The organism is Natrinema sp. DC36, assembly GCF_020405225.1.
Taxonomy (GTDB): domain Archaea; phylum Halobacteriota; class Halobacteria; order Halobacteriales; family Natrialbaceae; genus Natrinema.
In genome coordinates, this window is the sequence record NZ_CP084472.1 from 393677 (window position 1) to 419390 (window position 25714).

The window sequence follows — 25714 nt, forward strand, 5'->3', positions numbered from 1 at the left end:
GCAGTGACTGTCGCTCGACAGACGACACTCGCGGTCAGTGCGATTCCTATCCTCAACCAATGGCACGAATGCACACCCGCCGTCGCGGCTCGTCCGGTTCGGACAAGCCGTCGGCAGACGAACCGCCGGAGTGGAGCGACGTCGACTCGGACGATATCGAAGCCCGAGTCGTCGAACTGGCAGAACAGGGCCACGATCCCAGTCAGATCGGAATGAAGCTGCGTGACGAAGGCGTCACCGGCACGCCCGTCCCGGACGTCAAGCTGGCGACCGGGAAGAAGATCACCGAGATTCTCGAGGAGAACGACGCGAAATCGGAGTTCCCCGAGGATCTCCGGAACCTCATGATCCGTGCCGTGCGCCTGCGCGAGCACGTCCGTGAGAACCAGCAGGACTTCCAGAACAAGCGCGCCCTGCAAAACACCGAAGCGAAGGTTCGCCGCCTGGTCAAGTACTACCGCGGCGACGAAATCGCGCCCGACTTCCAGTACTCCCACGAGGTTGCGACCGAGCTGCTCGAGGACGAATAACCCGCATGTCCACCGAGGGTCGATCCGCCGAGCCGGCGTCCGCCACGAGCGCGCTCGAGAGCGCCGGCTTCGTCCGTCTGGTCGCCCGCGCCGACGGCGACGCACTCGCTGCGAGCGGCCTCATCGCGAGCGCCCTCGCCGAGCGCGAGACGCCGTACCAGGTAACCGTCGGCCGAACGATCGCGGACCGATCCGATCGCGTTCCAACCCCGAGTAGCGAGGACGAGGCCACGATCCTCGTCGGCGCCGCCGACGCGGCCGAAACGGACGATTTCGTCCGGCTCGCGGCCGCGGATCGACCGGCGACGCTGGAAGCCGTCGACCTCGTCCGCGAAATGGGTGCGACGCCGGATCCGGTGCTCGCACTCGCCGGCGTCGTCGCCGGCGGGAGCGAACCCGGTGCCGGCGAGAGCGAGTGGCTCCTCGAGACCGCGCTCGAGCGCGGCCTCGTCGAGCAGCGACCGGGCGTCGCGGTGCCGACCGCCGATCCGGTCGACGGCCTCGCGTACTCGACGCGCCTCCACGCGCCGTGGTCGGGCGATCCCGACGCGACGCGCGAGGCGCTCGCGGACACCGTCGACGGCGACCCCGACGACCTCGATGCGGACGATCACCGTGCGATCGGCTCGCTGGTCGCACTCGACGTGGTCGGTGCGGACGGGGCGGCCGACGCCGCCGCGGCGTCGATCGGGCGCGCGCTACGGCCGTACGCCACGCCCGAGGCCCCCTTCGCGACGCTCGGCGGCTTCGCCGACGTGCTCGAGGCCCTGGCCCGAACCGAACCGGGCACGGGAACGGCGCTCGCGATGGGCCACGACGTCAGCGAGACGGCACTCGACGCCTGGCGCGAGCACGGACGCCGCGCTCACACTGCGCTCGCGGACGCCTCGACCGGACGCTACGACGGCCTGTTCGTCGTCGGGATCGACGACGGTCCCGTCGAAGCGGTCGCGCGGATCGCGGCGGCCTACCGGTCGCCGGAGTCGGCCGTTCTCGCCGTCGGAAACGGCGAATCGGCCATCGCGACCCGCGACGCCGACCCCCTCGATGCGACCGTCGAGGGCGTCGCCCGCGAACTCGAGACCGGAGCGGCCGACGCGGACTCGGAGACGGCCCCCGAGGCCGGTATCGCGGTCGAGTACGATGTCGGCCACCGACGCGGCTACCTTCGATACGACCCGGACGTGGACGAATCGGCGATCATCGCGGCAGTGAGGGAGTTCCGATGAGCCGGCGCGCGACGATCAGGACGGATCGCGACGACGCGGCCCTCATCGCGCGGGCGCTCAGCCCGGACAACACCGACGAGATGTCGACGACCGTCGAGTGCAATGGCACTGCAGCGACGGCCGACGACGATGACGAGCGCGCAGGCACCGTCGTGACGCGGATCGACCGCGAGACGACGAGCGGCCTCCGATCGACGGTCGACGACTACGTCGTCAACCTCGAGGTCGCGATCGACGTGACGTCGCAGGCACGGACAGTACAGCACGCGGAACCGACGGACACGGGACCTGTGTCCGAACGCGGTAGCGACTCAACACACGATACAACACAATGAGTGAACGATCAGTTTCACGCGCGAAACAGGAGAAGCGGTGGTACACCGTTCTGGCACCCGAGCAGTTCGATCGCCAGGAACTCGGCGAAACCCCCGCTGACGAACCGGAAAAGGTCTACGACCGAACCATCGAAACGACGCTCGGCGAACTCAACAACAACGCCAGCGAGAACAACACGAAGCTCACCTTCAAGATCAACGACGTGGGGAGCGACAGCGCGTACACGGAGTTCGTCGAACACTCCCTGACGCGGGACTACCTGCGCTCGCTGGTCCGACGCGGTGCCTCGAAGATCGAGGCTTACGTCACCGTCCTCACGACGGACGACTACCGCGTCCAGATCCAGCCCGTCGCCTTCACGACGAAAAAGGCCGACGCGAGCCAGGAGAAGGCCATCCGCGAGCAGATGGTCGCGATGATCGAGGACGCCGCCGAGGACCGCTCCTTCGAGGAGATCATCGACAGCGTCGTCGAGGGACATCTCTCCTCCGCGATCTACGGCGAATCCAAGACGATCTACCCGCTTCGCCGCGTCGAGATCCAGAAGGCCACCCTCGAGGCACACCCCGAGGAAGTCGCCGAAGAGGAAGCGACCGCGGTCGACGTCGACGACGAAGACGTCGCTACGGACGACTGAACCCGTCGCCGAGCACGATCGATTTTCGCGGTGCCGATTTCGACATTTTGGGCCAAAAACGACCGACAGCAGTCCGTCTCAGAGCTCGAGTTCTTCGGCCGACTCCACGTCGAATCGAGTCACCGTCGGCTCGCCGGCGAGCAGCTCCGGTAACGCCGACGAAAACTCCTGGAAGTGATCGGATTGCGTGTGCGCCCCGAGCGCGGCCTCGTCCTCGTACCGTTCGAAAAAGCGGACGACGTTCGGATCGGAGACGTCCGTCGTCGCCCGGTAGTCGATCATCCCGTCTTCTCGCTGTGACTCGGTGACGAGTTCCTCAATTAACTCGAGCGCGTCGTCGCGCCGGTCAGGGTCGATCGGAAAACTCGCGTGAATAACGATCATTCCAACGGAATAGTTCGACCGGGAGGGGATAAAAGTAGTCCGCGAGGCTCGAGCCGGTGGCCTTCGGCGGCCGTCACTCCGAAACGACGATTTCGCCCATCATCTCGGCCCCTTCGTGGGGAATGCAGAAGTATTCGTACGTCCCGGGGATCTCGAAGGTGTGCTCGAACGTCTCGCGCGTTCCGAGTCGGCCGCCGCGGTCGTCCCAGGCGTCGTACGCGGCCGCCTGACTCTCGTAGCCACCGGACGCGAAATACTCGGCGTCGTCCGGAATGAGCGTTTCGTAGGCCGTGACGGTGTGGTCGGCTTCGCTCGTGTTCTTCCAGACCACCGTGTCGCCGACGGCGATCTCGTACACCTCGGGCAGGAACTCGGTTCGGTTCATGCCGATGTGGCAGTCGTCGCCGGTACAGGGATCTCCCTCGAGGACGCTGAGGGCGGACGAACACCCCGCGAGGCCGGCCGAGGCGGCGGTTCCAACGGCGGCGAGATAGGCACGCCGGTGCATACGTGATCGTTAGGAGAGTCGCGGTATAACCGCCCCGGTTCAATCCTCGAACGTGGGAACGCCCTGGAAACGAAAACACGTAAGGTAGCTCCCCGTCGATTCCGGGCATATGCTCCCCCGGTTCGTCGGTCGGCTCGGCGTCGCCGACGCGGTGACGATCGCCAACGCCGCACTGGGGTTCGTCGCGGTCGTCGTCGCGGTCGTCGACATCGATCTGGCAGCCCGGTTGATCCTCCTGGCGGCCATCGCGGACGGCCTCGACGGCATCCTCGCACGCCGCTACGGCGGCACGGACGCCGGCCCGTACCTCGATTCGCTCGCCGACGTCGCCTCCTTCGCCGTCGCACCTGCCGTTCTCTCCTTCGTCGTCGTGCGGGACGGTCTCGGAATCGATTTCAGCGCGATCAGCGCCGAACTCCTGCTCGTGACGACGGTCTGTGCGCTGTTCGTCGCGATGGCCGTCACCCGACTCGGAATGTACACCGCCTACGATATCTCCGGCAGCTACACCGAAGGCGTTCAGACGACGCTGGCCGCGACGATCCTCGGTGCAGCGATCCTCGCCGGCGAAACCCAGCCGTGGCTCGTGCTCGCGGTCACCGGCGCGTTCTGTTACCTGATGGTCTCGCGGATCCAGTACCCCGATCTGCTGGCTCGAGACGCCGCCATCATGGGCGTCATCCACGCCCTCGCGATCCTCGTTCCCGATTTCGTCGGTCGGACCTTTCCGTACGCACTCCTGACGCTCGGGCTGGCGTACATGGTGCTCAGTCCCTGGCTGTACTGGGGCGACGCCGAACGAACCGGCGAGGTCGGCGTGCATGGAAACGCTTAGGGCCGTGCTGACACGACCGTAGGGTATGGACACTGTCACGCGTCGGCGTCGCCTCGAGGTGGGACGATGAGCGAGGACGAGGCGAACGGTGACGACGGGACCGTCGAGGACGAACCGGGCGACGACGAACAGCCCGCCGACCTCGAGGAGATCCGCGAGCGACTCGAGGCGCTGGCCGTTGATCTCGAGGGACTCGATTCCACCCTCGAGGCGGCCGAGACCGAGGACGACCTCGACGTGGTCGAGGCGGACCTCGAGTCGTTCCGGGCCGAACTCGAGAGCGTCGAAGTGCCGGAGCCGCCTGAAGCCGACGAGGACGAGGAGGACGAAGACGCGGAACCCGCGCCGGAGGAGGAACTGCAGGAACAATACGACGAAATCGAGAGCGACCTCTCGGACCTCGAGTCCGACCTCGAAGACCAGCGTGGCCCCTACGGCGAGGACGTCGTGGGTGAGATCGACGACGCGAGCGGCACGATCACGGGCACCCGCTGGACGGAGGAGGGCAAGGCCGAACTGATCGAGGCGGTCGACGGCTTCCTCGACGAGTTGAACGGGCTACTCGGCAGCTCGGTCACGCTGGTCAATCGGGGCGAGACGGTTCCCGAACAGCTCGATGCGACCCTCGATGACGCGAGCGAGGCCGTCGAGGACGCCGCACTCGACGCCGACGACGACGCCGAGACGATCGCGGACCTGCTCGAGGCGACCGACGATCTGCAGAGCGACATCGACGATGCGACCGAGTGGACCGACCTCGAGATTCGCGAGCAGCTCCGCCGCGAGGGCTACTACGACGTGCTCGATCACGTCAAGGACTTCCCGCCGGAGTGGCACGCGCTCAAGGTCCACGAGAAGCAGGGGAACGTCGAGCAGATCCTGCTCGCCCTCGAGACGTTCGACTCCGACTTCATGGAGGAACACTGCATGGAGGCCCTCGAACGGATGGGGCCCGAGGAGGCCATCGATCCGATGATCCAGAAGGCCAACCGCCGCGATCAGGCCGCGATGGCCGTCCTCGGAAAAATCGGCGTCGACGACGAGGAGATCGTCGAGACGCTGGTCGATTACGTCGACTCCAACCCGAACCTCCAGCAGCCCGCGTTCCGCGCCCTCGGCGAAATCGGTGCCGCGGACGCGGTCGAGCCGATCGCTCAACAGCTCGTCGCCGACGAGGCGGACGTCCGAAGCTGGGCGGCCCGCGCACTGGGCCTGATCGGGGACACCCGCGCCGTCGAGCCGCTCGCGGACGTCCTCGCGGACGACGACTCCGATCGCGTCCGGGCCAGCGCCGCGTGGGCGCTCAACCGCATCGGCACCCAGGACGCTCTCGAGACCGTCGCCGACTACGACGACGACCGCGCCTACCTCGTCCAGGCCGAAGCCGAGAGCGTGGACCTCGAGCCCGCAGCCTGACGATCGGCGTTACGGAGAACCGTCTTTCGACTGCTTCGACCGTCCGACACTGGGAAAGTCGATACGGGCAGTATCACCTCTCGGTACCCTATACTCCACAGACGAATTCGATCGCGACCAGAACTCGGCACCGATATTTTAAGTAGAGAAAAGCGGCCAGACGGAGCGATGGATCTCCGGCGGGCCGCCCTCGTCGCTGTACTCGCTTGCTGTCTCGTTGCCAGTGCAACGATACTCGCCGGGTTCGCGGTCGCCAACGGAACATCGGCGCCCGAACGGCCCGCCGTTCGAGCAACCGCGGATGGAACACCGAGCCCGTCCGAACTCGCCTGTCCCTCTCGAGCAGGGGAGAGCAATTCGACCCTCACTGACACGGCGAAGAGCCCCCAAATCGTCGGCCTCTACCCGAACCCCACCACTGACGGCAACGCCGGCGAGTTCGTCGTCCTCGAGGTCCCGTCCGAAACCCGCCTCGAGACCCTGACGCTCACGGACGGCCACACAACGGCGACACTCCCGAACGAGACGGTCACCGGGCGCATCGCGGTGAGCACGGCACCCAACGTCACGAAATCGCTGACCGAGCACCCGGTCCTCGGGCTCGAGGGCCACCTTCAACTCGCAAACGATGGCGACGACCTGCGACTCCGAAACGCGACGGCCACGATCGATTCCGTCTCCTACGACAGCGCGCCGGAAGCCGAACGGTGGTACCGAACGGAGCCGACCGACGCCGAGGCGGAGGGCGAAAGCGGCAGCCAGTGGTGGCCACGAGACGCGACCTGTCTCCCCGTCTCGAGCGCCGAGGTCGACGAGGCCACTGCGTTCGTCCTCCCCGACGGTCCCGCGGTTCCACGGGAGACGATCCGGAACGCCGACGATCGGCTGCTGCTCGCGGGCTACACCGTCACCTCCGACACGATCGCCGCGGACCTCGTCGATGCGGCCGAACGCGGCGTCGACGTCTCGGTGCTCCTCGAGGCGAGCCCCGTCGGTGGCACGCCGGCGGCGACCGAGGGCGTCCTCGAGACGCTCGCGGCCGGCGGGGTCGACGCGCGGGTTATCGGTGGCGAAAGCGCACGCTACCGGTATCACCATCCCAAGTACGCCGTCGCCGACGACCGCGTGCTGGTCACCAGCGAGAACTGGAAGGCCGCGGGCGTCGGCGGCGAGAGCAGCCGCGGCTGGGGCGTCCGACTCGAGGACGAGACGCTTGCAGCCGATCTCGCGAGCGTCTTTCGAGCCGATTTCGAGGGGTGGGACACGACAACGGGTGAGAACTACCGCGCGAACGCCTCGTTCGTCGACGACGAGGAGCAGGGCTTCTCGTCGTCTCGATCCGAGTTCCCGACGACCCACGAACCCGCAACGGTCCCCGTCGACTCGGCCGAACTCCTGCTCGCGCCGGACAACGCCGAGGGCCGACTGCGGGAGCTACTCGCCGGCGCCGACGACGAAATCCTCGTCGTCCAGCCCAGCATCGCCGCCGACGTCTCGCTGCTCGAGGCGACCCTCGAGGCGGCCCGCCGCGGCGTCGACGTGAAAATTCTGCTCGGATCGACGTGGTACAACGCCGACGAAAACGAGCGGCTCGCGGCCGACCTCGAGCGGGTCGCCGATCGAGAGGACCTCCCGCTCGAGGTCCGCCTCGTCGCGGATACCGACCGGTTCGAGAAAATTCACGCAAAGGGCGTGGTGATCGACCGAGAGGTCGCGATCGTCGGCAGCGCAAATTGGAACGCGAACTCGCTCGAGAACAACCGCGAGGTGCTCGTCGCGCTTCACGGCGAGCGAGTTGCGAGCTACTACGCCGACGTGTTCGAATCCGACTGGTCGGGCGATACCTGGTCGTTCCCGATCGGACTCAGCGTGGCGGTCGTCGTTGCACTCGCCGCTGCGGCGATTATCGGACGGCGGTACATTCGGTTCGGTGATCAGACGCTGTCCGAACGCACCTGATCGACGGTGACTGCCGCATCGAATCGGCCGTCTCGTGTTTCCGTCGCTCGAATGAAGCGGTGTACTCGGACGGGATCAGGTGTGCGAAAAGGGATTTTCATACGGACCGTTGTCAGTCATTTCCGGTGCAACCGCGACCGTCCTCCAGTTGCACCGGTAAATCGTTACAACAGACCGTATCAGTCCGCGTGACCGCCGGCCTCGAGTTCGAGCAGTTCACAGCAGTCCGCTTCCGCATCGAAACAGTCGGGACACTGCTCGGGCCGGTCGATGATCGTGTCCAGCCGTTCCGCGACGGTGTCGTCGATGACGCTCTCGAGGGCGCGGGCCTCGTCGCGAAACTCCTCGACCTCGAGGACGTTCGCGAGGAATCGCTCGATGATACAGTATGTCTGGAGGGCATTGTGGGCGCGCTCGAGTCCTTCGTCGGTCAGACTGGCACCCTTGTACTTCTCGTGGTCGACGAGTTCGCGGTCCTGGAGTTTACCGATCATCTCGTTGACGCTGGCCGGACTCACCTCGAGCAGGTCCGCAAGCGTTCCGGTCGATGCGGGGCCATCCTCGATTCGCTGCGCCAGATAGATCGCTTTGAGATATTGATCTGCGGTGTTCATGCTCTCCCTCCATTGGGACTGCCGTGGATCGCGTTCGTGTTGCACCGATCTAACCGAACCTGGGAGCCGATACGGACGTCAGACGGCGAGCCGTCGATAGCGGTCGCCGCGGTCGTCCGTCCCTCGATCATGCTCTGTGCTCCATGATCTCGGTCACTTCCTCGACGCCCTCTTTTTCCTCCTCGCGGATGCTGTACAGCGTCTCGAGCAGCCGATCTCGATCGACGGCGAACGCGGCGTCCGACGCCTCGATCGCGTTGATCAGGTCGTCGTAGAACTTGTAGGCCGTCTCCTCGTTCGCCAACTGATCGTAGAGGACGCCGTCCGTATCCGCTGGCGGCCCGTACTGGGCGTCGACCAGCGCGTTGATCTCCTCGTATCCGACCGTTTCCGCCTCGAGATCGTCGATCAGCGCCTCGAGTCGCTCGCGGTGGTCGGCCGACTCGGCGGCCGCCTCGGCGAGCAACTCCTCCACCTCCTCGTCGAACTCCGCCCGCTCCTGGGGGGGCAGGGACTCGATGTGGTGGGCGGCGCGTGACTCGACGAGTTCCTCCAGTACGACCCCGATCTGCAGCAATCGGGTCAACTGGTGGTCGCTCGAGACACGCTGTCCCAGACTCATATCGTGACAAGAGAGCCGCTGTTACTTAGTCGTCTCGGAGAGCGGACAGCAAAATCGGGCAGCGAAAACGAATCGGTACTGAATCGAAGCGGATGCGACGGCGGCTAGTCCCGCTGGCGCAGTCGAGCCCCGATCAGTCCCTCGAGGTCGTCACGGAGTTCGTCGACGTCGATCTCCTCGAGGACGGGCACGAAGAAGCCCTCGACGAGCATGTTGCGGGCCGAACGCGGATCGACGCCGCGGGAGGTCATGTAGAACAGATCCTCTGCGTCGATCTGGCCGACCGTCGCGGAGTGGCTGGCCTCGGTGTCGTGGTTGTTGATGATCAGCTTCGGGGAGGCGTCGGCCTCGCTCTCGTCGGAGAGCATCAGCGTGTTCTCTCGCTGGTAGGAACTGGTGTCCCACGCGTCGGCGCCGACGTCCTGGACGCCCTCGTAGACCGAGCGAGCCACGTCGTCGGTAACGCCCCGGGTGACGAGGTCGGCGGTCGTGTGCTCCGCGCGGTGCCAGACCTTCGCGTCGAGGTCGAAGTGCTGATCGTTGTGGCCGTAGAAGGCCCCGACGATCTGCGTTTCCGACGAGTCGCCGCTGAGCGTCGTCGAGACCTCGGTCTTGGTCAGCTGCGTGCCGATGTTGCCCTCGATCCAGTCGATCGTAGCGTAGGTGTCGGCGACGCCGCGCTTGACGGTGAAGTTGTAGGCCTCCTCCGAGAGGTTCTGGAGGCTGCCGTACTGGACGTAGCTGTTCTCGCCCGCGGCGACTTCGACGACGCCGCTGTAGTACTGTTCGTCCTGCTCTGCGCCCGTCGACTGCCGCTCGATGATCGTGACCGAGGACGACTCCTCGGTGACGACGAGCGTGTAGTTGAACAGCGAGCGGGAGTTCTGCTCGGTTCGGATGGCGACGTCCTCGGCGTCGACGCCCTCAGGGACGTAGACGACCGTCCCGGTGCTGAAGAGGGCGGTCGAGAGTGCCGTCAGGTAGTTCTCCTGCGGGTCCACGGTGCTGCCGAAGTGTTCCTTCAGGAGGTCCTCGTGTTCCTGAACCGCGTCGGCCCACGAGAGGACCTCGGCTTCGTCGGGACCGACCTGGTCCTTGTTCTCGGCCGCGTTCAGCGGATCCACGAGGGACTCGAAGTCCAGTTCGTGGAGGTTCGTCCAGTCCCGACCCGGCGTCCGGATGACGTCGGGCATCTCGAGTTCCTCGAGCGCGTCGAGGGCCTCGAGACGGGTCTCGAGGAGCCACTCGGGCTCGTCGAGGTCGCCGCTGATCTCGCGTACCTGTTCTTCCGTTAGATTGGCGTGTACCTGCGTTCCTGCACTCATATTATCCGAGGCTCCCCTCCATCTCGAGTTCGATGAGACGGTTGAGTTCGACCGCGTACTCGATCGGCAGTTCCTCCGTGATCGGCTCGATGAAGCCGGCGACGATCATCTTCTTTGCGTCGTCGTCGTCCAGTCCGCGCGACTGGAGGTAGAAGATGTCCTCGTCGCCGATCTTGCCGACGGTCGCCTCGTGAGCGACGTCGACCTTCGACTCCTCGATCTCCATGTACGGCATGGTGTCCGAGGTGGACTCGTTGTCGAACATCAGCGCGTCGCACTCCACCGCAGTCGAGGAGTTCTCGGCGCCGTCGGCGATGTGGACGAGCCCGCGATAGTTGGTGCGGCCGCCGTCCTTGGAGATCGACTTGGACTCGATGGTCGAACTGGTATCCGGCGCGTTGTGGTAGACCTTCGCTCCGGTGTCGATATCCTGGCCCTCGCCCGCCAGGGCGATGGTGATGTGGGTGTCGGTCGAGCCGCGACCCTTGAGGATGGTACACGGATAGAGCATGGTCACTTTCGATCCCATGCTGCCCGAGACCCACTCCATCGTGCCGTTTTCCTCGCAGATGGCGCGCTTGGTGTTCAGGTTGAACGTGTTCTTCGACCAGTTCTGGACGGTCGAGTACTGAACGTGCGCGTCCTCGCCGACGAAGACCTCGACGCCGCCCGAGTGGAGGTTGTGGGTGCCGTACTTCGGTGCGGAACAGCCCTCGATGTAGTGGACTTCGGAGCCTTCCTCGGCGATGATGAGGGTGTGCTCGAACTGCCCCATCCCTTCCGAGTTCATACGGAAGTAGGCCTGAACGGGCATCTCGACGGTAACGTCTTCGGGGACGTACACGAACGACCCGCCGGACCAGACGGCCCCGTGGAGCGCGGCGAACTTGTTGTCGCTCGGCGGCACGCAGGTCGTCATGAAGTGCTCTTTGACGAGTTCGGGGTGCTCGCGAACGGCCTCGTCCATGTTACAGAAGACGACGCCCTTCTCCTCCCACTGCTCTTGCATGTTCTGGTAGACGACCTCGGACTCGTACTGGGCGCCGACGCCGGAGAGTGCGTTCTTCTCGGCTTCCGGAATGCCCAGCTTGTCGAACGTGTCCTTGATCTCGTCCGGCAGCTCCGTCCAGTCGTCGACGCCTTCGCGCTTGTCGACGTCCGGGCGGATGTAGGGGATGATCTCTTCGACGTCCAGTTCGGAGAGGTCGGGCATGCCGGGCCAGTCGGACGGCATCGGCATATTCTGGTACTGCTCGAGCGCGCGGAGACGCCGCTCGAGCATCCAGTCGGGCTCGTCCTTGTCGTCGGAGATCATGCGGATGACCTCCTCGGTCAGGCCCTTCCCGGATCTAACGGCGGAGTTCTCTTCCTTCTTGAACTCGAACCGGGCCTCAGTGTCTGTCTCTTTTAGGTGGTCTTGATCGGAACTCATTGGTTGATGTAGTTGTGTTTACGGCTGTAGCGTTATTACGGTTGTTCTAGTCGGATTCGGTTACGCGGTGCCGTAGACTTCCTCGCGGACCCAGTCGTACCCCTTATCCTCGAGCTTCTCGGCGAGTTCGGGACCGCCGCTCTTGGCGATCTGCCCGTCGAGCATCACGTGGACGTGATCGGGCTCGACGTAGTCGAGGATGCGCTGGTAGTGGGTGATCTGGAGGATCCCGGTGCCCTGCTCGTCGCGCAGCGCGTTGATCCCGTTCGAGACGTCCTGCAGCCGGTCGATGTCGAGCCCGGAGTCGATCTCGTCGAGGACGGCGATCGAGGGTTCGAGGATGGCGGCCTGCAGCACTTCGTTCTGTTTCTTCTCCCCGCCGGAGAAGCCGGCGTTGAGGTAGCGCTGGGCGAACTTCTCGTCCATCTCCAGCTGTTCCATCTTCTCCTGAAGGATCCCCTGGAACTCGGCGACGCCGACTTCGCCTTCGTCGACGTTGCCTTCCATCGGCGAGGTCTCGAAGCCGTCGTCTTCTTCTTCGACTTCCTCACCGTCTTCGTCCTCGAAGAGTTCCTCTCGCTCCTCGATCTTGGCGTTCAGCGCCGTTCGGAGGAAGTTCGTCATCGTGACGCCCTCGATCTCGGCCGGATACTGGAAGCCGAGGAAGATGCCGAGCGCGGCGCGCTCGTTGGGCTCGAGATCGAGCAGGTTCCAGGTTCGCTGGTCCTCGTCGATCTCGATATCCTCGCCGAACTCCTCGTCCTCGAGGTGGAGGAGAACCTCGCCCTCGGTGACCTCGTAGGCGGGGTGGCCGGCGATGACCTTCGCGGTCGTCGACTTCCCGGAGCCGTTCGGCCCCATCAGGGCGTGGATCTCGCCCGACTGTACTTCGAGGTTTACGCCCTCGAGAATCTTCTCGTCGCCCTCCGCGACTTCCGCATGCAGGTTGTTTAGTTCGAGACGTGCCATAGTATTCTGTCGTATGGACGAAGGGCCGTTCGCCCCATAACGTTTTCGTGTTCGATTGGATGCAGTCCGATTTCGAGAAGATTATTTTCCGTTTCGGAAACCCACAGGTTCGAGTACAGCGAAGTCCGTTCGGGCGACTGCGGGAACGAACGGCGGCGTTCGCTTCGATGTCGTCACCGACCGACTCACATGTAGCTGTCCAGGCCCGTCTGCTCCTGCCCGCTCTTCACTTCGTCCCACGAGATGTCGAGCGCCTCGAGGATCCGCTCGATCGGTCCCTGCAGCGTCTTCTCGAGCATCTTGTCGTAGTCGACCTCGAACTCCTCGGGGATCTGGTCCTCGTACTCGAAACAGATGACGTCGGGGTCGCGCTTGAACGCGCCGTAGAGCGGGTCGGTTCGGGCGTCGAACCCTTCCTCCGCCTCGAGGCGCTCGAAGAACGACGGATCGACGCGGTCGAGGTAGAGGCGCTTTGGTTTGCTTCCGCGCTGGAAGTTGGTTCCAAGCAGCAGGTTAGCGTACTTCGCGCCGCGGACCTGCGCCGTGTCGGTGTCGTAGTTGTCCAGTCGCTTGCCGATCCCGCCCGGAATCGCGATATCCTCGAGCGAGATGTCACCGTCCAGGACGTCCTCGATGATGCCGTTGACGTACTCCTTCGCGCCTTCGACATCACCCTCGCGGACGATCATCTCGATGACCCGGTGTTGGACCTCCTTGGTGATCGGGGCGATATCCGAGCGCTGGTACTCGAAGCCGACGATGTCGACGTTGTTGACGTCCTTGCCCTCCTTCCAGGTGATGTGGCCCGCGTAGCGCTTCTTCTTGCCGGCCTGGAAGAATCGGCGGTAGAGCTTCTCGAACTCGATCTGGAAGCGGTGTTCCTCGGCGTTCAGGTCCTCGCGCGCGAAGTCGTCGTAGCGGCCGTTGATGTACTCCTCGATCTCGAAGGACTGCTCGAGTGCTTCCTCTTTCGACACGTCGGGGCCGAGCTCGAGCATGACGCTGTCCGTGTCCCCGTACGCAACGGTGTAGTCCAGCTCGCCTGCGGCGGTATCCGTGAACTCGATCACTTCGCGGCCGGTCGCGGTGATCGCGGATGCCGCGTCCTTATCGTAGAGCCGAAATTGTTCCCACCCCGACACCCCGTAGAGCGAGTTCATGATGACCTTGACCGCGCCCTGCTGTCGGTCGTACTGCTCGTACTCTCTGGAACCGGGTTCGTACTCGTTGCGCTGGGACTTCTTCTCCTCGCGTTCGGCCAGCAACTCGTTGATCATCTCCCGCATGACGCCGTCCGGTTCCTTCCGAAAGTGAGTCGGTTCGGGCCTGGTCGGCGCAACGTAGGTCTCCCCGTCGTACTCGTCGGGATCGACTCGCGTCTCCGGCGAGGCGTTAATCGTCGTCATGCACATCGGATACAGCGACTTCAGGTCGAGCACGGTGACGTTTTCCTTGACGCCCGTGATCGGCTCGAACACCGCGCCGCCCTCGTACTCCTCGCCGGCCTCCTGTTGCCCCTTCGAGGGCAGCGCGAACCGCCCGTAGGCCTCGTGGAGGACGTACATGTCGACCGCGTCGCCCGGCGTCGGCGCGTCCTCGAGTTTACAGCCGACGAACGAGCGCACCTCGTCCCAGAAGGTGATGATTTCCTGCTGGCGGTCGAGTTCGACGCAGAGCTCCACGTCCCGGAGGTTGTACTCGAGCAGCCTGGTCGGATCGCCCTCCCAGAGGTCGCCGATGTCACCGGCGTAGCGCTCCTTCCCGACGCCCAGTTCAGCCTCGCCGACCGCATCCAACCGGTAGGAGTCGAGTTCGGAGAAGACCGTCCGCTGGTAGGCGTAGAGCAGGTCGAAGACGATGCGGCCCTTGATGTCGGGGCCGCCCCAGTTGCTGCGCCAGACCTCGTCGACGCGAGAGAGTTGGTCGATAGAGAGGTCGTACTCGTGGTGGGGTCCCGCGAGTTCCTCGAGGCGGTCGAGGAAGTACGGCGCGTCGAAGTCCTCGAAGTTCCAGCCCGTGAGGATGTCTGGATCGGTGTCGTCGATGTACTCGATAAAGGCCTCGAGCATCGCTTCCTCCTCCGCGAAGGCTCGGACCTCGTGGTCGATATCCCCCTCGATGGGGTCGTAGTCGTCGATTTCGGTGGGGATCTCGCCGTCGCCGATCGGGGCCTCGTAGAGCCACATGATGTACTCGTCGTCGTACGAATCGTGGCTCGTCAGACAGACGATCGGCTCCTCGCCGTCCTCGGGGAACCCCTGTCGGTCGTCGACCTCGATGTCGAACGTGTTCACGCGAGGGTCGGCGTCGACGTCGGCCGCCTCGACTTCGGTGTGGGGGACGACCAGTGAATCGTCGTCCGCGCGTCGCTCCGGCACCCGAATGCCGCTCCGGATGTCCTTGTCGATCAGAAACCGGTTCGGGAACAGGATGTCGGCCTCGAAGTGATCGAAGTCGTCTCGGATCTGCCCGACGTCCCGGGGCGTCTGGCCGAAGATTTTGGTGAGTTTCTCGCCCCGAATGCTCTCGTAGGGCTCGCCATTCTCGTCGTACTCCTCGCTGCCGGTGAGCCGGTCGTACTGCTCCGCTGGGGGCCGCTCGAGCGTCTCCGTCGGCGTGTAGAAGTACGGCCTGAAGCCGACGAACTGAACGTGCTCGAGCGTGCCGTCGGGCGTCCGCCCGAACACGTGCATGATCGGTCGCTCCTCGTCGCCGTAGCCGGCGATCGTGTAGTCGACCTGCATCACGGCGAGTTCGAGTTCGCCCTCGGGTTCGGGGAGAGTCTCCTCGACGACGTCGATCACCTCTGCGGCGTTCGATCCGCCGTTACCGGCGATGGCAACCGCCTCTTCTGCCGGCCGGTCGTCGGTCTCCTCGGAGTCGCCGCCGAACTCCGTGAGTCCGGTCTGGCCCGCCTCAGTCATGATAGCGAGATTTGCAGTCGGCGGATAAAAACCCCTGCAATCCCCGCCCGCGAGCGGTGTCACACGGAGTGTGATCGATTACGGGGTGAGCCCGATTGTTACGACCGACCCGACGGGAGTGTACGGCGAGACCACGACCCACGTAGAGACCGACGTTGTCCCTGTAGACCGGCTCCCCATAGTGACTTCGACAATATTATTCCGTGATAGGATATGGATATTTATTCTCCATAGTGGAGATGTTCATACGCTGCATCGAAGGCTTGCAGGAGCAACAAGACATATAACTTGGTAACACATAGCATGGGATCAGGTGATCGATGTGTCCACCCACATGAAAGACGATGCGACGGATCGGAGTGAACCGAGCAGCGAACCCGAGGGGACCGCAACGATCGAATCCTACGAGACCGACGACGGCGTCGTCTTCTATGACGCCGAGAACCCGCTGGCGTGGGTAGAGACCTCCCGAACGCTCACACTCGAGGATCTGGCCTGAGACTATCTGCCGTACCCGTGTCCCGGCACACCTGCGACCCGCCATGCGGGTGAGCGGGATTGACTGGCAGTAGTCCGTATGAAACACAGTAGTCCGTATGAGACGGCACTTGCGAAGCGAACGCTTTTCCTCCCGCTGGTCATCGGATCGTATGTGGTATTCGACCGGACCGAGAACGAGCCCGAGGAGTGGGACCCCGAAGAGGAGTTCTACGACCCCGACAGCGACGGGTTGACGATCCCCCAGGTGTCGACCGGAGACGACGAACCGGACGACGACCTCGATGATCTCTCGAGCGTGATCGAGCCACCCGCCGTTTCCACCGCCGAGACGGACGTTCCCGGTGACATCCTCCAGGCCTTCTGGGCGCTCGTGTTGGTCCTCAACGCCGCCGTCCTGGCCGTTTCACTCGGTCTGTTACTGGCCGTCTTCGAGGGGAGTCTGATTCGTGGTGGCGTCCTCGTCGCCGCCGGCGTCGTCCTGTTCGGGCTGGCCGGTCGACGATATCGGCGCTTCCGGAACGACGACGCCAGTACTACCAGCGACACGGACACCGACACCACCAGCCGCACCGACGACACCAACGATACTGACACCACCACCGGCACTGACGACACCGTCGAGAGCGATACTGACCCGATCGAGTCGACTGGGGACGATCGGGCCGAAACGACTTCCGGGGACATCTCCCGACACCAGTCACCGACCCGAAACGACAGCCCATGAACACAATCGAGGACGACACTGGCAAACGGTACCTGCTTCTCAAGCGATCGGATAGCGCGAGTCTGGTTCGCGACCCCGAAACCGGCAACGAGTGTTACATCCAGAACGATCGCCTCGAGGCGGTGGGCGATGAATCGGCCCTCGAGACGGCTGCGCGAAGCGTGAGCGATCCGGTTCTGACGCTACTGACCGCCGTCCACGACGAGGAAACACTAGGTCTACTGGTCGAACTCTCGGAGCGGGGACCGCTCTCCGTTCGCACCCTGCTCGACGCCTACGACTTCTGTGAGAGCGACTTGCACGGCCGGCTCACGGTCCTTACCGCCGCCGGGCTGCTCGAGGAAACCGACGTCGCCGGCGAGCGCGGCTATCGAATCACCGAAACGTGTGAGACCGCACTCGAAGCGATCCGGACGGATACCGAGGCGACGGACGAGTCGGCGGTAGAAGAGTCCTGAGCGCGAACGAACTGGCCGGCTCGAGACGGGGACGACTGATCGTTCGTCGTCAGTCCGACGCGAGCAGTTCCGCCTCCGGCGGCTGACCGCGCTCGAGCCGCGAGCGGTTCGACGTGGCGTCTTTTTCGACGCGAACGATGGAGTCGGCCGCGCCGACGAGTTCCTCGTCGTGGCTGACGACCACGATCTGTTCGACGCCGAGATCGCGCATCGACTCGACCAGCGAGACGAGCTGCGTGACGTGGCCCGAATCGAGGAAGACGGTCGGCTCGTCCAAGATCAGCGGCGGCATCGGGGCCGTTCCCTCGACACCCTCCGCGAGCAATCGGTAGATCGCACACCGCAGGCTGAGGTTGAACAACGCCCGCTCGCCCCCCGAAAGCTGTTCGGGCTCGAGCGCCTCGCCGTCCTTCTGATAGACCGTCAGCCGGTAATCGCCGTCGAGGTCGATCGCCGCATAGGAGTCGTTCTGGTAGACGAGATCGAACGTCTCGTTGAGCAGTCGTTCGAGGGTCTCGACGTTGCGCTGGCGCAGTTCCGCCCGTAGCTCCCCGTAGGTCGTCTGCAGCGTCTCGGCTTCGTCGTAGAGCGACTCGAGTTGCTCGCACCGATCCTCGACCGTCTCGAGGCGCTCCCGGAGGCGCTCGAGTTCCTCGAGTTCGTTCTCGACGGCACCGATGGCGTTCTGGATCCCGTTTCGTTGCTCCTCGAGCTCCGCGAGTTTCTCGTCGACCTGTTCGATGTACGTCTCTGCGTTTTGCTTGTCCGCTCGCGCGGTTTCGACTCGCTCCTCGTCGAACGCCGACTCGAGTTCGCGCTTGCGGTCGCGCTTTTCGGTCAGTCCCTCTCGGCGCTCGTCGTTCATCGTCTCCCAGTCTTGCAGGCGCTCGCGGAGGGTTTCGATGTCGCTCTCGAGGTCGGCTCGTTCGTCGGCGATTTCCGAGCTGCGCTCGAGTGACTCGAGCGTCTCCGAGATTTCCCCGCGCTCGGTGTTGATCTCGCCGAGCGCTTCGCGCGCGTCAGCGACCTCCTCCTCGCGCTCATCCGCTGCGGCCCGCTTCTCCTCGGCGTCGGCCTCGTACTCCTCGGCGTCGTCCCGCAACTGATCGCGCTGGTCACGCCGGTCTGCAAGGCTTTCGCGTTTCTCCGTGAGCAGCTGCTCGATGTTGTCACGGTTCTCCTCGAGCCGATCGACCCGCCGTTCGGCCTCTCGCAGTTCCTCGGCGCGGTCGATCCGCTCGTCGACGTCGTCGCGCTCGGTCTCGAGGTCCTCGCGTTCGGCCTCGAGATCGGCGAGTTCCTCCCGGCGTTCGTCCAGCACGTCGACGTGGGGGGAGTCTTCGACCGGCTGTCCGCACTCGGGACACTTCCCCTCCTCGAGCAGTCGTTCGCCCTCTTCGATCGCGTTCTCGGCGGCTCGGATATCGGCGGTGATGTCGTTGTGCGCCGAGACGAGTTCCTCGCGCTCGGTCTCGAGGTCCTCGAGGTGCGATCCGGCCACCCCGAACTCGACCGGCGCGTCGTCGAACGTCGCCCGCGCGTCGTCAATCTGTTCGTCGAGGTCGTCGAGTTTCTCCTCGCGATCGGCGATCGTCTCCTCGTCGGCCTCGATCTGGTCCTCGAGTTCGTCGGCGTTCTCGCGGGCCCCCTCGGCCTGTGACTCGAGTTCGTCGGCCTCCTCACGGAGCCGCTCGATCTCGTTGGTCCCTTCCGTGATCGTCACTCGGACCGACTCGAGGTCGTCTCGAAGCTCCTCGTCGCGGGCCTCGAGTTCGTCGATGCGGTTCCGAACGACCTCCTCGTCGGGATCGGCCGCCTCGAGATCGACGTCCTCGAGGAGGTCGGCGCGCTCGTCCGCGAGCTCCTCGCGTCGGCTCCGGATTTCACTGATCTCGTCGGTCGCGTCCTCGCGCTTGCGCTCGGTCTCCGAAATTTTCGACCGTAGCTCACCGATTTCGTCGTCGAGCTCCGCGATCTCCTCGCGGGTCTCCTCGTGGCGCTCGAGGACGTCCGCGGCGGCCTCGAGCGTCTCCTGAGCCTGCTCGCGCTGTGACTCGAACCGATCGATCTCGTCGGTGATGTCCGTGCGGCGGGACTCGAGGCCGTTCAGTCGCTCGTGGAGGTCCTTATCCTCCTTTTTCTGGACCTGTTTTCCGACGTCCTCGAGCACCTCCTGCTGGCCGTCGAGGACGGTTTTGACGCCGAGTCGAGCGTCGCTGGCCCGCTCGCGGTAGTCCTCGAGCGCGCCGAGCTGGAGGAGGTCGTCGATCATGTCCTGGCGATCGCTCGGCGAAGCGTGAATGAGCTTGTTCACCTCGCCCTGTCGGACGTACGCGCAGTTGACGAACGCCTCGGCGTCCATCCGCAGGAGTTCGGTCACCTCCCGACGAACGTCTCGAGCGCCCTCGATGGTCTCCGTCGGCGTCTCGAGGACGCATTTGGTCGTCGTCGCGCGATCACCGCGGAGTTTGAGGTGGCGTTCGATCTGGTACTCGCGACCGTCGTGGGTGAACCATAGCTCGATCTCGCACTCCTCCTCGCCGGTCGTGATGACGTCATCGAGGGTGCGCTCGTCCAGCGCTTTCGAGCCGTAGAGCGCGAAGAAGACCGCCTCGAGCAGCGTCGACTTCCCGCTGCCGTTAACGCCGTGGACGACGGTGACGCCGCGCTCGAGCGAGAGGTCGGCGTCGCCGTAACACTTGAAGTTCAACAGGCGGACGCGATCGACTCTCACGCGAAATCACCCAGCGAGGCGGTGTCGGCGTCGGCAGTCTCCTCGGGCTCGTCGCCGTCGTCCGGCGCGTCGCGGTCGGGCGGTGCCGTCGTCGCATCGCTATCGGTATCGGTGGCTGCCGTCTCGGCGCCTCCGTCCACTTCGGCTACTTCAGCCGCTTCGGTTGCCTCGGCATCTACCGAGTCAGCTGCTGTATCGGCGTCGTCGGTGAGCTGATCGGCGACCGTCGTCACGTCCTCGTCGCCCGGTTCGCGCTCGGGTGCGGGTGCGAACGCCGACTCGTCGTCCTCGAGTAACTCGCGGACCCGACGTTCGACGGACTCCCGAACGTTCGAGTCGGCGAGATCACCGTTTCGGACGCTCTCGTCGATCTCGAGGGCGGCGTTGCTGAGCCCCAGCTCGCGCACCCGCTCGCGAACGGCCTCGTCCGGGTTGGCGAAGCTCACCGACACGTCCTCGTCCTCGTCGGGGAGGTCCCGTCGGTCGTTCACGCGGGCGACGAGTGCGCCGCGGTCGATCGCGAGTTCCTCGATGGCCGCCGGGGCGATCGGTCGGCCCTCGCCCTCGACGGTGACGATGACGACCGCGTCCGCGAGGTCGTGCTGGCGGACGCGCTCCTGCACGCGGTCGATTCCCTCCTCCGCCTCGAGTTCGACGTCAACGAAAACGAACTCGCGAGTCGACGTGAGGCCGCGGCGGCTGATCGCGACCGTTCCGTCACCCTCGAAGTCGAGGAGGTTGTAGCCTCGATCCTCGCGCTCGCTGGCGCTGGCGCGCTCGGTCGAACCGCAGTACGTAACCCACGTTTCTGAGACTTCTGCCGTGTCGGGCTTGTGGTTGTCACCCAGCAGAACGGCGTCGAAGTCGACCGTCGACTCCTCGAGGACGGTTTCGGTGTCCCAGTCGGCGTGCGCGAAGGGTTCGAAGAGGCCGTGGCTCACCAGGCTCGCGTGGTCCGCTTCGTCCGGCAGCGAGTCGAAGTCGTACGTGAGGTCCTCCCGGCGCGAGCGGGGGACGAAGTCGAGTCCGTAGACGGCGACGTCGTCGACGACGACCGGATCGGCACCGAGCCGGGCCGCCAGTCCGAGATCCGCGAAGAGATCGAGCCACTGCGCGTCGCGTTTCGACTCGTGGTTTCCCACGACCGCGAGAAAGGGGATATCGGCGTCGGCGAGCGTCCGGAGAATTTCGACGGTTCCCTGCAGGTCGACCAGCGACGGCCGGCGGTCGTGAAAGAGGTCGCCGGCGTGGATCACCGCGTCGACGTCGTCGGCGACCGCGTCCTCGACGACGGTTCGAAATGCCTCGAGGAAGTCCTGTCGTCGGTCGGGCGAATTGTACTGCTGGTACCCGATGTGGGTATCGCCCGTATGGATAACCCGCGTCATTGGCCAGTCGTTGGCGAGCCGACCCTAAAGGGGTTGCGTGACCGAAGTGAAAGTAGAATCGATACGTCACGCGAAGTGGAAGAAGGCGTTCGTCTCGCGCCGGACTGCGGAGTGCGTCGTGCCGTGCTGATAAACCGCCGTTACAGTGGCGACACATTCGGATCGACTGCGACGACAAATCGAAGCGAAACGAATCGAGGTATCGAGAGCGACGATCAGCCGTTACGATCGAATATCGAGATCGTACAGGCGCTTGCGGGCGTCGGAGAACGAAAAGCGGGAGTCGATGACGTTTTCCTCGTCGAGCCGATTGAGCGCGTAACGGACCGTTCGGGAGGGCAAGAGCGTCTCGTCGGCGATCTGTTGTTGGGTCATCGTCTCGTTGTACTCGAGGACCTTCGCGACGAGTTTCGCGCTCGGCGGAAGGTCTCGAACGTCGTCCCACGTTCCTCGTTCGTCGGGTTCCTGTCGAAGCGACTCTGAAGCACTCATCCTACCTCTCCATTCCGAATACGGGGTAATAATATTTTCTATTCCATATAATGCTTTGTGGTAATATTTCGCGATTGAGTGCACCTACCCGAAGCCTCTTATGAACCAACACCCAAAGGGTGCGTGATGAGCGACACCGTGGACGACGTCGACCTCCCATATGACGAGGACGAGGCGTCCCAACAGGAGAAAATACAGTCACTCGAGGACCGGCTGGAGATCCTCGAGGCGCAAAACGAGGAGATGCGCGACAAGCTCCTCGACGCTAACGCCGAGAACAACAAGTACCAGCAGAAACTCGAGCGGCTCACGCACGAGAACAAGAAACTCAAGCAGTCCCCGCTGTTCGTCGCCACCGTCCAGGAAGTCACGGACGACGGCGTCATCATCAAACAACACGGGAACAACCAGGAGGCCCTGACCGAAGTCACCGACGAGATGCGCGGCGATCTCGAACCCGACGCGCGGGTCGCGGTCAACAACTCGCTGTCTATCGTCAAACCCCTCTCGAACGAAACTGACGTGCGCGCTCGCGTGATGGAAGTCACCGAGAGCCCGGAGGTCAGCTACGAGGACATCGGCGGCCTCGAGGACCAGATGCAAGAGGTCCGCGAGACGGTCGAGATGCCCCTCGAGAAGCCCGAGATGTTCGACGACGTCGGGATCGACCCGCCGAGCGGCGTGCTACTCTACGGGCCGCCGGGGACGGGCAAGACGATGCTCGCCAAAGCCGTCGCCAACCAGACCGACGCCACATTCATCAAGATGGCCGGCTCGGAACTGGTCCACAAGTTCATCGGCGAGGGTGCCAAGCTCGTCCGCGACCTCTTCGATGTCGCCCGCGAGCACGAACCCGCCGTCATCTTCATCGACGAGATCGACGCCATCGCCTCCAAGCGAACGGAGTCCAAGACCTCCGGCGACGCCGAGGTCCAGCGGACGATGATGCAGCTCCTCTCGGAGATGGACGGCTTCGAGGAGCGCGGCGAGATCCGCATCATCGCCGCCACCAACCGCTTCGATATGCTCGACCGCGCCATCCTTCGTCCCGGCCGGTTCGACCGCCTCATCGAGGTGCCCAAGCCGAACGCGGAGGGTCGCGAGATCATCTTCGAGATCCACACGCGCGGGATGAACGTCGCCGACGACGTCGAGTTCGCCCAACTGGCCGAAGACGCCGACAACGCCTCCGGTGCCGACATCAAAGCCGTCTGTACCGAGGCCGGCATGTTCGCCATTCGCGACGACCGCACCGAGATCCGAATGGAAGACTTCCACAACGCCTGGGACAAGGTTCAAGCCGAATCCGACGAGACCGAAGAGGTCTCGAAGACGTTCGCCTGAACTCGCTCTCGAGGTCGGTGTCGTTTCTCGCTCCGTTTTTCGCCCGTCTGAGCAACGGCGCTCGAGCGAACGGTCGCGGGTAGTCGAGAGCTGCAGTAAGGATCGAGTATCGGAGTGGGCAGTCTCGACAGGAGAGGCGGTGCCATCACTGTTCAAGAGTTCTGGAGACGTACCTTTTTCTCGTCGGGTTCGCTCGCGTTACTCGCTCACCGCTCCTCCAAAAATCTACGCTAAAAAGGCCGCTCGCTCCCGGTGATCGCTCGCGGGTGCACCCCTTGTGACTCGACCGCAGCGAAAACTCCTCGGCCTGCGCTGATCGGAGTAGAGACGTAGCAATGAGGAGCGACGGTGGTGTCAAATCAGCCGCCAGTACATCATCTCGCGCTTATAGGACCGAAAAGACGAGCCACGGCACGATGAACAGCGCCAGCGTCAGCACCGCGAGGATCAGTCCGTACCCGATGCCCATTCCAGCCGCGGTGAGCCACGCCGGATGCTCGAATTCGCCGAGATCGACTGCCATATGCTTGCCATCCGGTGACGAACGCTTAAACGTACCGGAACGCCGGTTCGGCGGCGACTCGAGTGGCCCCCGCGTTACAAACTATCGATAGATGTTCTCGTACCGGTCGCGGTACGCTCGCAGCGCGAGCCGCGCCCTGCGCCTCGATGTGAAGCCGAAGCCGACCGCCTCGCACTCGTCGGCGTCACACTCCCACCGGAACGTATCGGAATCGGGATCTCTCGTTACCGATGCGTCCGTCTCGCACAGCGGACAGGTCCAGCCCCACCGCATATCGCCCGCGTAATCGTCGGATCGTTCCATACTGTTCTCGGCCGTTCTCGGTACCGTCGCCGAAAAAGAGTGGACCTCCAACTGTGTCCTCTCTTATACGCCCGAATACTCCGACTCGGTGCGACGAGCTCGAAAGCGCCCTCTGGCGCACACCCGATGTCGACGACCGAATCTCAGTACGTGCCGACCCGACGGCCGTCAGGGTAATCGGGGTGCGATGAATCGGAGACGGTATGAATCGACGGCAGTCGCTTCGATTACTCAGCACAGCAACCGTGACGGCGCTCGCCGGTTGTGCGGGCGGGACGCCGAACGACGGCAGCAACGGCGACGCTTCGACCGCAGGGAATGAGTCGAAAAAGCGCGTCTCGGGCGGCTGGCCGATGGCGGATTTCGACCCCTCGCACTCGGGGTACGCGCCCGACGAGCGCGGCCCGGCGAGTTCGCCGGCCCCGCTCTGGCGGACAGGAACCGGGAGCAACAGACGATTAACCGAGTCGGGGCTCAGCGGGGCGCCAGCCATCCGGGACGGAACGCTCTACCTCGGGGCGGCAAGCGGAGACGTCATCGCGGCGGACGCGACGACCGGCGAGGTTGTCTGGCAGAACGGGACGAACTTCTACATCGAGTCTTCCGTGGCGATCGGCGACGAGCAACTGTTCGTCGGTGCAGGTGACAACCACGTCCACGCCTTCGACCTCGAGAACGGCGACCGGAACTGGAAGCGAAACCTCGGTTCGAGCGTGGACTCCTCCGTGATATATACCGACGACCTCGTCCTCTGCAAACCCGTCTTCGGGTCCCTGACGGCGGTCGAATCCGGGACCGGCGAGCCCGTCTGGGAGTACGGCGGCGGAAGCGGGTATACGCCGTCGGTTCGCGACGGCGCCGTTTACGTGCCGACGTCGACCACCGACTGCGGTATTTGGTCCGACTGCACGACCACGGGCGGCGTCGACGTACTCGACGTCGAGAGGGGCGAGAAGACGGACCACTGCGAACTGGGGGAAGGCGTTCGGCCGATGTCGACCCCGACGCTGGACGACCAGCAGCTGTATCTGGCGGCCGAAGGGGGGAGAGTGTTCGCGGTCTCGCTCGAGTCTCTCGAGGTGGTCTGGGAAGGGGAGATGGCGACCGAAATCGACGCCGTCCCCACCGTCTCGGACGTGTTGGTCACCGGCGACACCGACGGCACCGTCTACGCGTTCGATACGGCAGACGGCACCGAACTGTATCGGTTCGAGGCGGGATCCTCGGTGACGGGAACGTGTGTCGCCTCGGAGACGCTGTACGTCGGCGCGGCGCGCGGATCCGACGGCGTCGTCCACGCGCTGGACCCGGCATCGGGAGAGAAACGGTGGAGTCACGAACTGCAAACGGCGGTGACGACGAGCCCGGTCGTCGTCGACGGCGCGCTCTGTATCGGCGACAAGGACGGATCACTTCGGGTGCTCGTCGCCGAGTCGGAGCTGGAATCGTACGCGCCCGCCGGGAACGCCACCGCGTCTGAGTGAGTCTCGACGACCGCCGTGAGAAATGAGCGACGACTCTCCGAGG

General features: G+C 64.4%; 25 protein-coding genes. 12 read left to right on the top strand and 13 right to left on the bottom strand.

Annotation, left to right across the window (positions count from 1 at the left end):
- The first annotated feature begins 59 nt into the window (after positions 1–59).
- The 4 genes from LDH74_RS02080 to LDH74_RS02095 are packed head-to-tail and all read left to right on the top strand — an operon-like array spanning position 60 to position 2732.
- Complete coding sequence (locus LDH74_RS02080) at positions 60–530, top strand: 30S ribosomal protein S15 (RefSeq protein ID WP_226040979.1); 471 nt, start codon at positions 60–62, stop codon at positions 528–530.
- 5 nt (positions 531–535) lie between these two features.
- Positions 536–1759: an exonuclease gene (locus LDH74_RS02085; protein ID WP_226040980.1), complete on the top strand. Its 1224-nt coding sequence runs from the start codon at positions 536–538 to the stop codon at positions 1757–1759.
- Positions 1756–2094: a KEOPS complex subunit Pcc1 gene (locus tag LDH74_RS02090; RefSeq protein ID WP_226040981.1), complete on the top strand. Its 339-nt coding sequence runs from the start codon at positions 1756–1758 to the stop codon at positions 2092–2094. Before LDH74_RS02085 ends, LDH74_RS02090 begins: the two co-directional genes overlap by 4 nt.
- Complete coding sequence (locus LDH74_RS02095) at positions 2091–2732, top strand: 30S ribosomal protein S3ae (protein ID WP_226040982.1); 642 nt, start codon at positions 2091–2093, stop codon at positions 2730–2732. Before LDH74_RS02090 ends, LDH74_RS02095 begins: the two co-directional genes overlap by 4 nt.
- 78 nt (positions 2733–2810) lie before the next feature.
- Here the strand turns inward: LDH74_RS02095 and LDH74_RS02100 are convergent, their stop codons facing one another.
- Both LDH74_RS02100 and LDH74_RS02105 read right to left on the bottom strand, forming a co-directional pair.
- Positions 2811–3116 (bottom strand): putative quinol monooxygenase, encoded by a 306-nt coding sequence (locus LDH74_RS02100; RefSeq protein ID WP_226040983.1) that lies wholly within the window; start codon positions 3114–3116, stop codon positions 2811–2813.
- 73 nt (positions 3117–3189) lie between these two features.
- Positions 3190–3624, bottom strand: a complete 435-nt coding sequence (locus tag LDH74_RS02105) for a plastocyanin/azurin family copper-binding protein (RefSeq protein ID WP_226040984.1) — start codon at positions 3622–3624, stop codon at positions 3190–3192.
- A 109-nt stretch (positions 3625–3733) separates the two neighbouring features.
- Here LDH74_RS02105 and LDH74_RS02110 point away from each other — a divergent pair, with 109 nt between their 5' ends.
- The 3 genes from LDH74_RS02110 (at position 3734) to LDH74_RS02120 (ending at position 7834) form a co-directional block, all read left to right on the top strand.
- Positions 3734–4459 (top strand): protein sorting system archaetidylserine synthase, encoded by a 726-nt coding sequence (locus LDH74_RS02110; RefSeq protein ID WP_226040985.1) that lies wholly within the window; start codon positions 3734–3736, stop codon positions 4457–4459.
- Between the two features lie 66 nt (positions 4460–4525).
- On the top strand, positions 4526–5875 hold the full coding sequence (locus tag LDH74_RS02115) for a HEAT repeat domain-containing protein (RefSeq protein WP_226040986.1): 1350 nt from the start codon (positions 4526–4528) through the stop codon (positions 5873–5875).
- A gap of 168 nt (positions 5876–6043) precedes the next feature.
- A complete protein-coding gene (locus LDH74_RS02120; protein WP_226040987.1) occupies positions 6044–7834 on the top strand; it encodes a phospholipase D-like domain-containing protein in 1791 nt (596 codons plus the stop codon).
- Between the two features lie 179 nt (positions 7835–8013).
- Here LDH74_RS02120 and LDH74_RS02125 read toward each other — a convergent pair whose 3' ends face one another.
- From LDH74_RS02125 to LDH74_RS02150, 6 genes are all read right to left on the bottom strand, one after another.
- Entirely contained in the window at positions 8014–8448 is a 435-nt protein-coding gene (locus LDH74_RS02125; protein WP_226040988.1) for a metal-dependent transcriptional regulator, read from the bottom strand.
- A gap of 127 nt (positions 8449–8575) precedes the next feature.
- Positions 8576–9070 carry a ferritin-like domain-containing protein gene (locus LDH74_RS02130; RefSeq protein ID WP_226040989.1) on the bottom strand — a complete coding sequence of 165 codons (495 nt, stop codon included), beginning with the start codon at positions 9068–9070 and terminating at the stop codon, positions 8576–8578.
- A 104-nt stretch (positions 9071–9174) separates the two neighbouring features.
- Positions 9175–10395: a Fe-S cluster assembly protein SufD gene (gene sufD, locus LDH74_RS02135; RefSeq protein ID WP_226040990.1), complete on the bottom strand. Its 1221-nt coding sequence runs from the start codon at positions 10393–10395 to the stop codon at positions 9175–9177.
- Between the two features lies 1 nt (position 10396).
- Positions 10397–11827: a Fe-S cluster assembly protein SufB gene (gene sufB, locus LDH74_RS02140; protein ID WP_226040991.1), complete on the bottom strand. Its 1431-nt coding sequence runs from the start codon at positions 11825–11827 to the stop codon at positions 10397–10399.
- 60 nt (positions 11828–11887) lie between these two features.
- The gene (locus LDH74_RS02145) at positions 11888–12796 is read right to left on the bottom strand and encodes an ABC transporter ATP-binding protein (RefSeq protein ID WP_226040992.1); all 909 of its coding nucleotides are present in this window, start codon (positions 12794–12796) and stop codon (positions 11888–11890) included.
- Between the two features lie 185 nt (positions 12797–12981).
- Complete coding sequence (locus tag LDH74_RS02150; protein ID WP_226040993.1) at positions 12982–15720, bottom strand: DNA-directed DNA polymerase; 2739 nt, start codon at positions 15718–15720, stop codon at positions 12982–12984.
- 313 nt (positions 15721–16033) lie between these two features.
- Here LDH74_RS02150 and LDH74_RS02155 point away from each other — a divergent pair, with 313 nt between their 5' ends.
- The 3 genes from LDH74_RS02155 (at position 16034) to LDH74_RS02165 (ending at position 17403) form a co-directional block, all read left to right on the top strand.
- Positions 16034–16219, top strand: a complete 186-nt coding sequence (locus LDH74_RS02155) for a hypothetical protein (protein ID WP_226042592.1) — start codon at positions 16034–16036, stop codon at positions 16217–16219.
- A gap of 153 nt (positions 16220–16372) precedes the next feature.
- Complete coding sequence (locus LDH74_RS02160; protein WP_226040994.1) at positions 16373–16945, top strand: hypothetical protein; 573 nt, start codon at positions 16373–16375, stop codon at positions 16943–16945.
- On the top strand, positions 16942–17403 hold the full coding sequence (locus LDH74_RS02165) for a hypothetical protein (RefSeq protein ID WP_226040995.1): 462 nt from the start codon (positions 16942–16944) through the stop codon (positions 17401–17403). The genes LDH74_RS02160 and LDH74_RS02165 overlap by 4 nt, the downstream gene beginning before the upstream one ends.
- A gap of 49 nt (positions 17404–17452) precedes the next feature.
- Here LDH74_RS02165 and rad50 read toward each other — a convergent pair whose 3' ends face one another.
- The 3 genes from rad50 to LDH74_RS02180 all read right to left on the bottom strand — a co-directional run bounded on the left by rad50 (position 17453) and on the right by LDH74_RS02180 (position 22017).
- Positions 17453–20137: a DNA double-strand break repair ATPase Rad50 gene (gene rad50, locus LDH74_RS02170; RefSeq protein WP_226040996.1), complete on the bottom strand. Its 2685-nt coding sequence runs from the start codon at positions 20135–20137 to the stop codon at positions 17453–17455.
- Positions 20134–21525: a DNA double-strand break repair protein Mre11 gene (gene mre11 / locus LDH74_RS02175; RefSeq protein WP_226040997.1), complete on the bottom strand. Its 1392-nt coding sequence runs from the start codon at positions 21523–21525 to the stop codon at positions 20134–20136. The genes rad50 and mre11 overlap by 4 nt, the downstream gene beginning before the upstream one ends.
- Before the next feature lie 222 nt (positions 21526–21747).
- Positions 21748–22017 (bottom strand): helix-turn-helix domain-containing protein, encoded by a 270-nt coding sequence (locus LDH74_RS02180; protein WP_226040998.1) that lies wholly within the window; start codon positions 22015–22017, stop codon positions 21748–21750.
- Between the two features lie 126 nt (positions 22018–22143).
- Here LDH74_RS02180 and LDH74_RS02185 point away from each other — a divergent pair, with 126 nt between their 5' ends.
- Complete coding sequence (locus tag LDH74_RS02185) at positions 22144–23361, top strand: proteasome-activating nucleotidase (RefSeq protein WP_226040999.1); 1218 nt, start codon at positions 22144–22146, stop codon at positions 23359–23361.
- A gap of 385 nt (positions 23362–23746) precedes the next feature.
- Here the strand turns inward: LDH74_RS02185 and LDH74_RS02190 are convergent, their stop codons facing one another.
- Both LDH74_RS02190 and LDH74_RS02195 read right to left on the bottom strand, forming a co-directional pair.
- A complete protein-coding gene (locus LDH74_RS02190; protein ID WP_226041000.1) occupies positions 23747–23884 on the bottom strand; it encodes a hypothetical protein in 138 nt (45 codons plus the stop codon).
- 81 nt (positions 23885–23965) lie between these two features.
- Complete coding sequence (locus LDH74_RS02195) at positions 23966–24187, bottom strand: hypothetical protein (protein WP_226041001.1); 222 nt, start codon at positions 24185–24187, stop codon at positions 23966–23968.
- A gap of 203 nt (positions 24188–24390) precedes the next feature.
- On the opposite strand from LDH74_RS02195, the gene LDH74_RS02200 reads away from it, so the two are divergent.
- Positions 24391–25671: a PQQ-binding-like beta-propeller repeat protein gene (locus LDH74_RS02200; protein WP_226041002.1), complete on the top strand. Its 1281-nt coding sequence runs from the start codon at positions 24391–24393 to the stop codon at positions 25669–25671.
- Positions 25672–25714 lie beyond the last annotated feature (43 nt).

Coding starts and splice junctions, on each gene's coding strand:
- LDH74_RS02080 (WP_226040979.1), top strand. CDS start 60: ATGGCACGAATGCACACCCGCCGTCGCGGCTCGTCCGGTTCGGACAAG.
- LDH74_RS02085 (WP_226040980.1), top strand. CDS start 536: ATGTCCACCGAGGGTCGATCCGCCGAGCCGGCGTCCGCCACGAGCGCG.
- LDH74_RS02090 (WP_226040981.1), top strand. CDS start 1,756: ATGAGCCGGCGCGCGACGATCAGGACGGATCGCGACGACGCGGCCCTC.
- LDH74_RS02095 (WP_226040982.1), top strand. CDS start 2,091: ATGAGTGAACGATCAGTTTCACGCGCGAAACAGGAGAAGCGGTGGTAC.
- LDH74_RS02100 (WP_226040983.1), bottom strand. CDS start 3,116: ATGATCGTTATTCACGCGAGTTTTCCGATCGACCCTGACCGGCGCGAC.
- LDH74_RS02105 (WP_226040984.1), bottom strand. CDS start 3,624: ATGCACCGGCGTGCCTATCTCGCCGCCGTTGGAACCGCCGCCTCGGCC.
- LDH74_RS02110 (WP_226040985.1), top strand. CDS start 3,734: ATGCTCCCCCGGTTCGTCGGTCGGCTCGGCGTCGCCGACGCGGTGACG.
- LDH74_RS02115 (WP_226040986.1), top strand. CDS start 4,526: ATGAGCGAGGACGAGGCGAACGGTGACGACGGGACCGTCGAGGACGAA.
- LDH74_RS02120 (WP_226040987.1), top strand. CDS start 6,044: ATGGATCTCCGGCGGGCCGCCCTCGTCGCTGTACTCGCTTGCTGTCTC.
- LDH74_RS02125 (WP_226040988.1), bottom strand. CDS start 8,448: ATGAACACCGCAGATCAATATCTCAAAGCGATCTATCTGGCGCAGCGA.
- LDH74_RS02130 (WP_226040989.1), bottom strand. CDS start 9,070: ATGAGTCTGGGACAGCGTGTCTCGAGCGACCACCAGTTGACCCGATTG.
- sufD (WP_226040990.1), bottom strand. CDS start 10,395: ATGAGTGCAGGAACGCAGGTACACGCCAATCTAACGGAAGAACAGGTA.
- sufB (WP_226040991.1), bottom strand. CDS start 11,827: ATGAGTTCCGATCAAGACCACCTAAAAGAGACAGACACTGAGGCCCGG.
- LDH74_RS02145 (WP_226040992.1), bottom strand. CDS start 12,796: ATGGCACGTCTCGAACTAAACAACCTGCATGCGGAAGTCGCGGAGGGC.
- LDH74_RS02150 (WP_226040993.1), bottom strand. CDS start 15,720: ATGACTGAGGCGGGCCAGACCGGACTCACGGAGTTCGGCGGCGACTCC.
- LDH74_RS02165 (WP_226040995.1), top strand. CDS start 16,942: ATGAACACAATCGAGGACGACACTGGCAAACGGTACCTGCTTCTCAAG.
- mre11 (WP_226040997.1), bottom strand. CDS start 21,525: ATGACGCGGGTTATCCATACGGGCGATACCCACATCGGGTACCAGCAG.
- LDH74_RS02180 (WP_226040998.1), bottom strand. CDS start 22,017: ATGAGTGCTTCAGAGTCGCTTCGACAGGAACCCGACGAACGAGGAACG.
- LDH74_RS02185 (WP_226040999.1), top strand. CDS start 22,144: ATGAGCGACACCGTGGACGACGTCGACCTCCCATATGACGAGGACGAG.
- LDH74_RS02190 (WP_226041000.1), bottom strand. CDS start 23,884: ATGGCAGTCGATCTCGGCGAATTCGAGCATCCGGCGTGGCTCACCGCG.
- LDH74_RS02195 (WP_226041001.1), bottom strand. CDS start 24,187: ATGGAACGATCCGACGATTACGCGGGCGATATGCGGTGGGGCTGGACC.
- LDH74_RS02200 (WP_226041002.1), top strand. CDS start 24,391: ATGAATCGACGGCAGTCGCTTCGATTACTCAGCACAGCAACCGTGACG.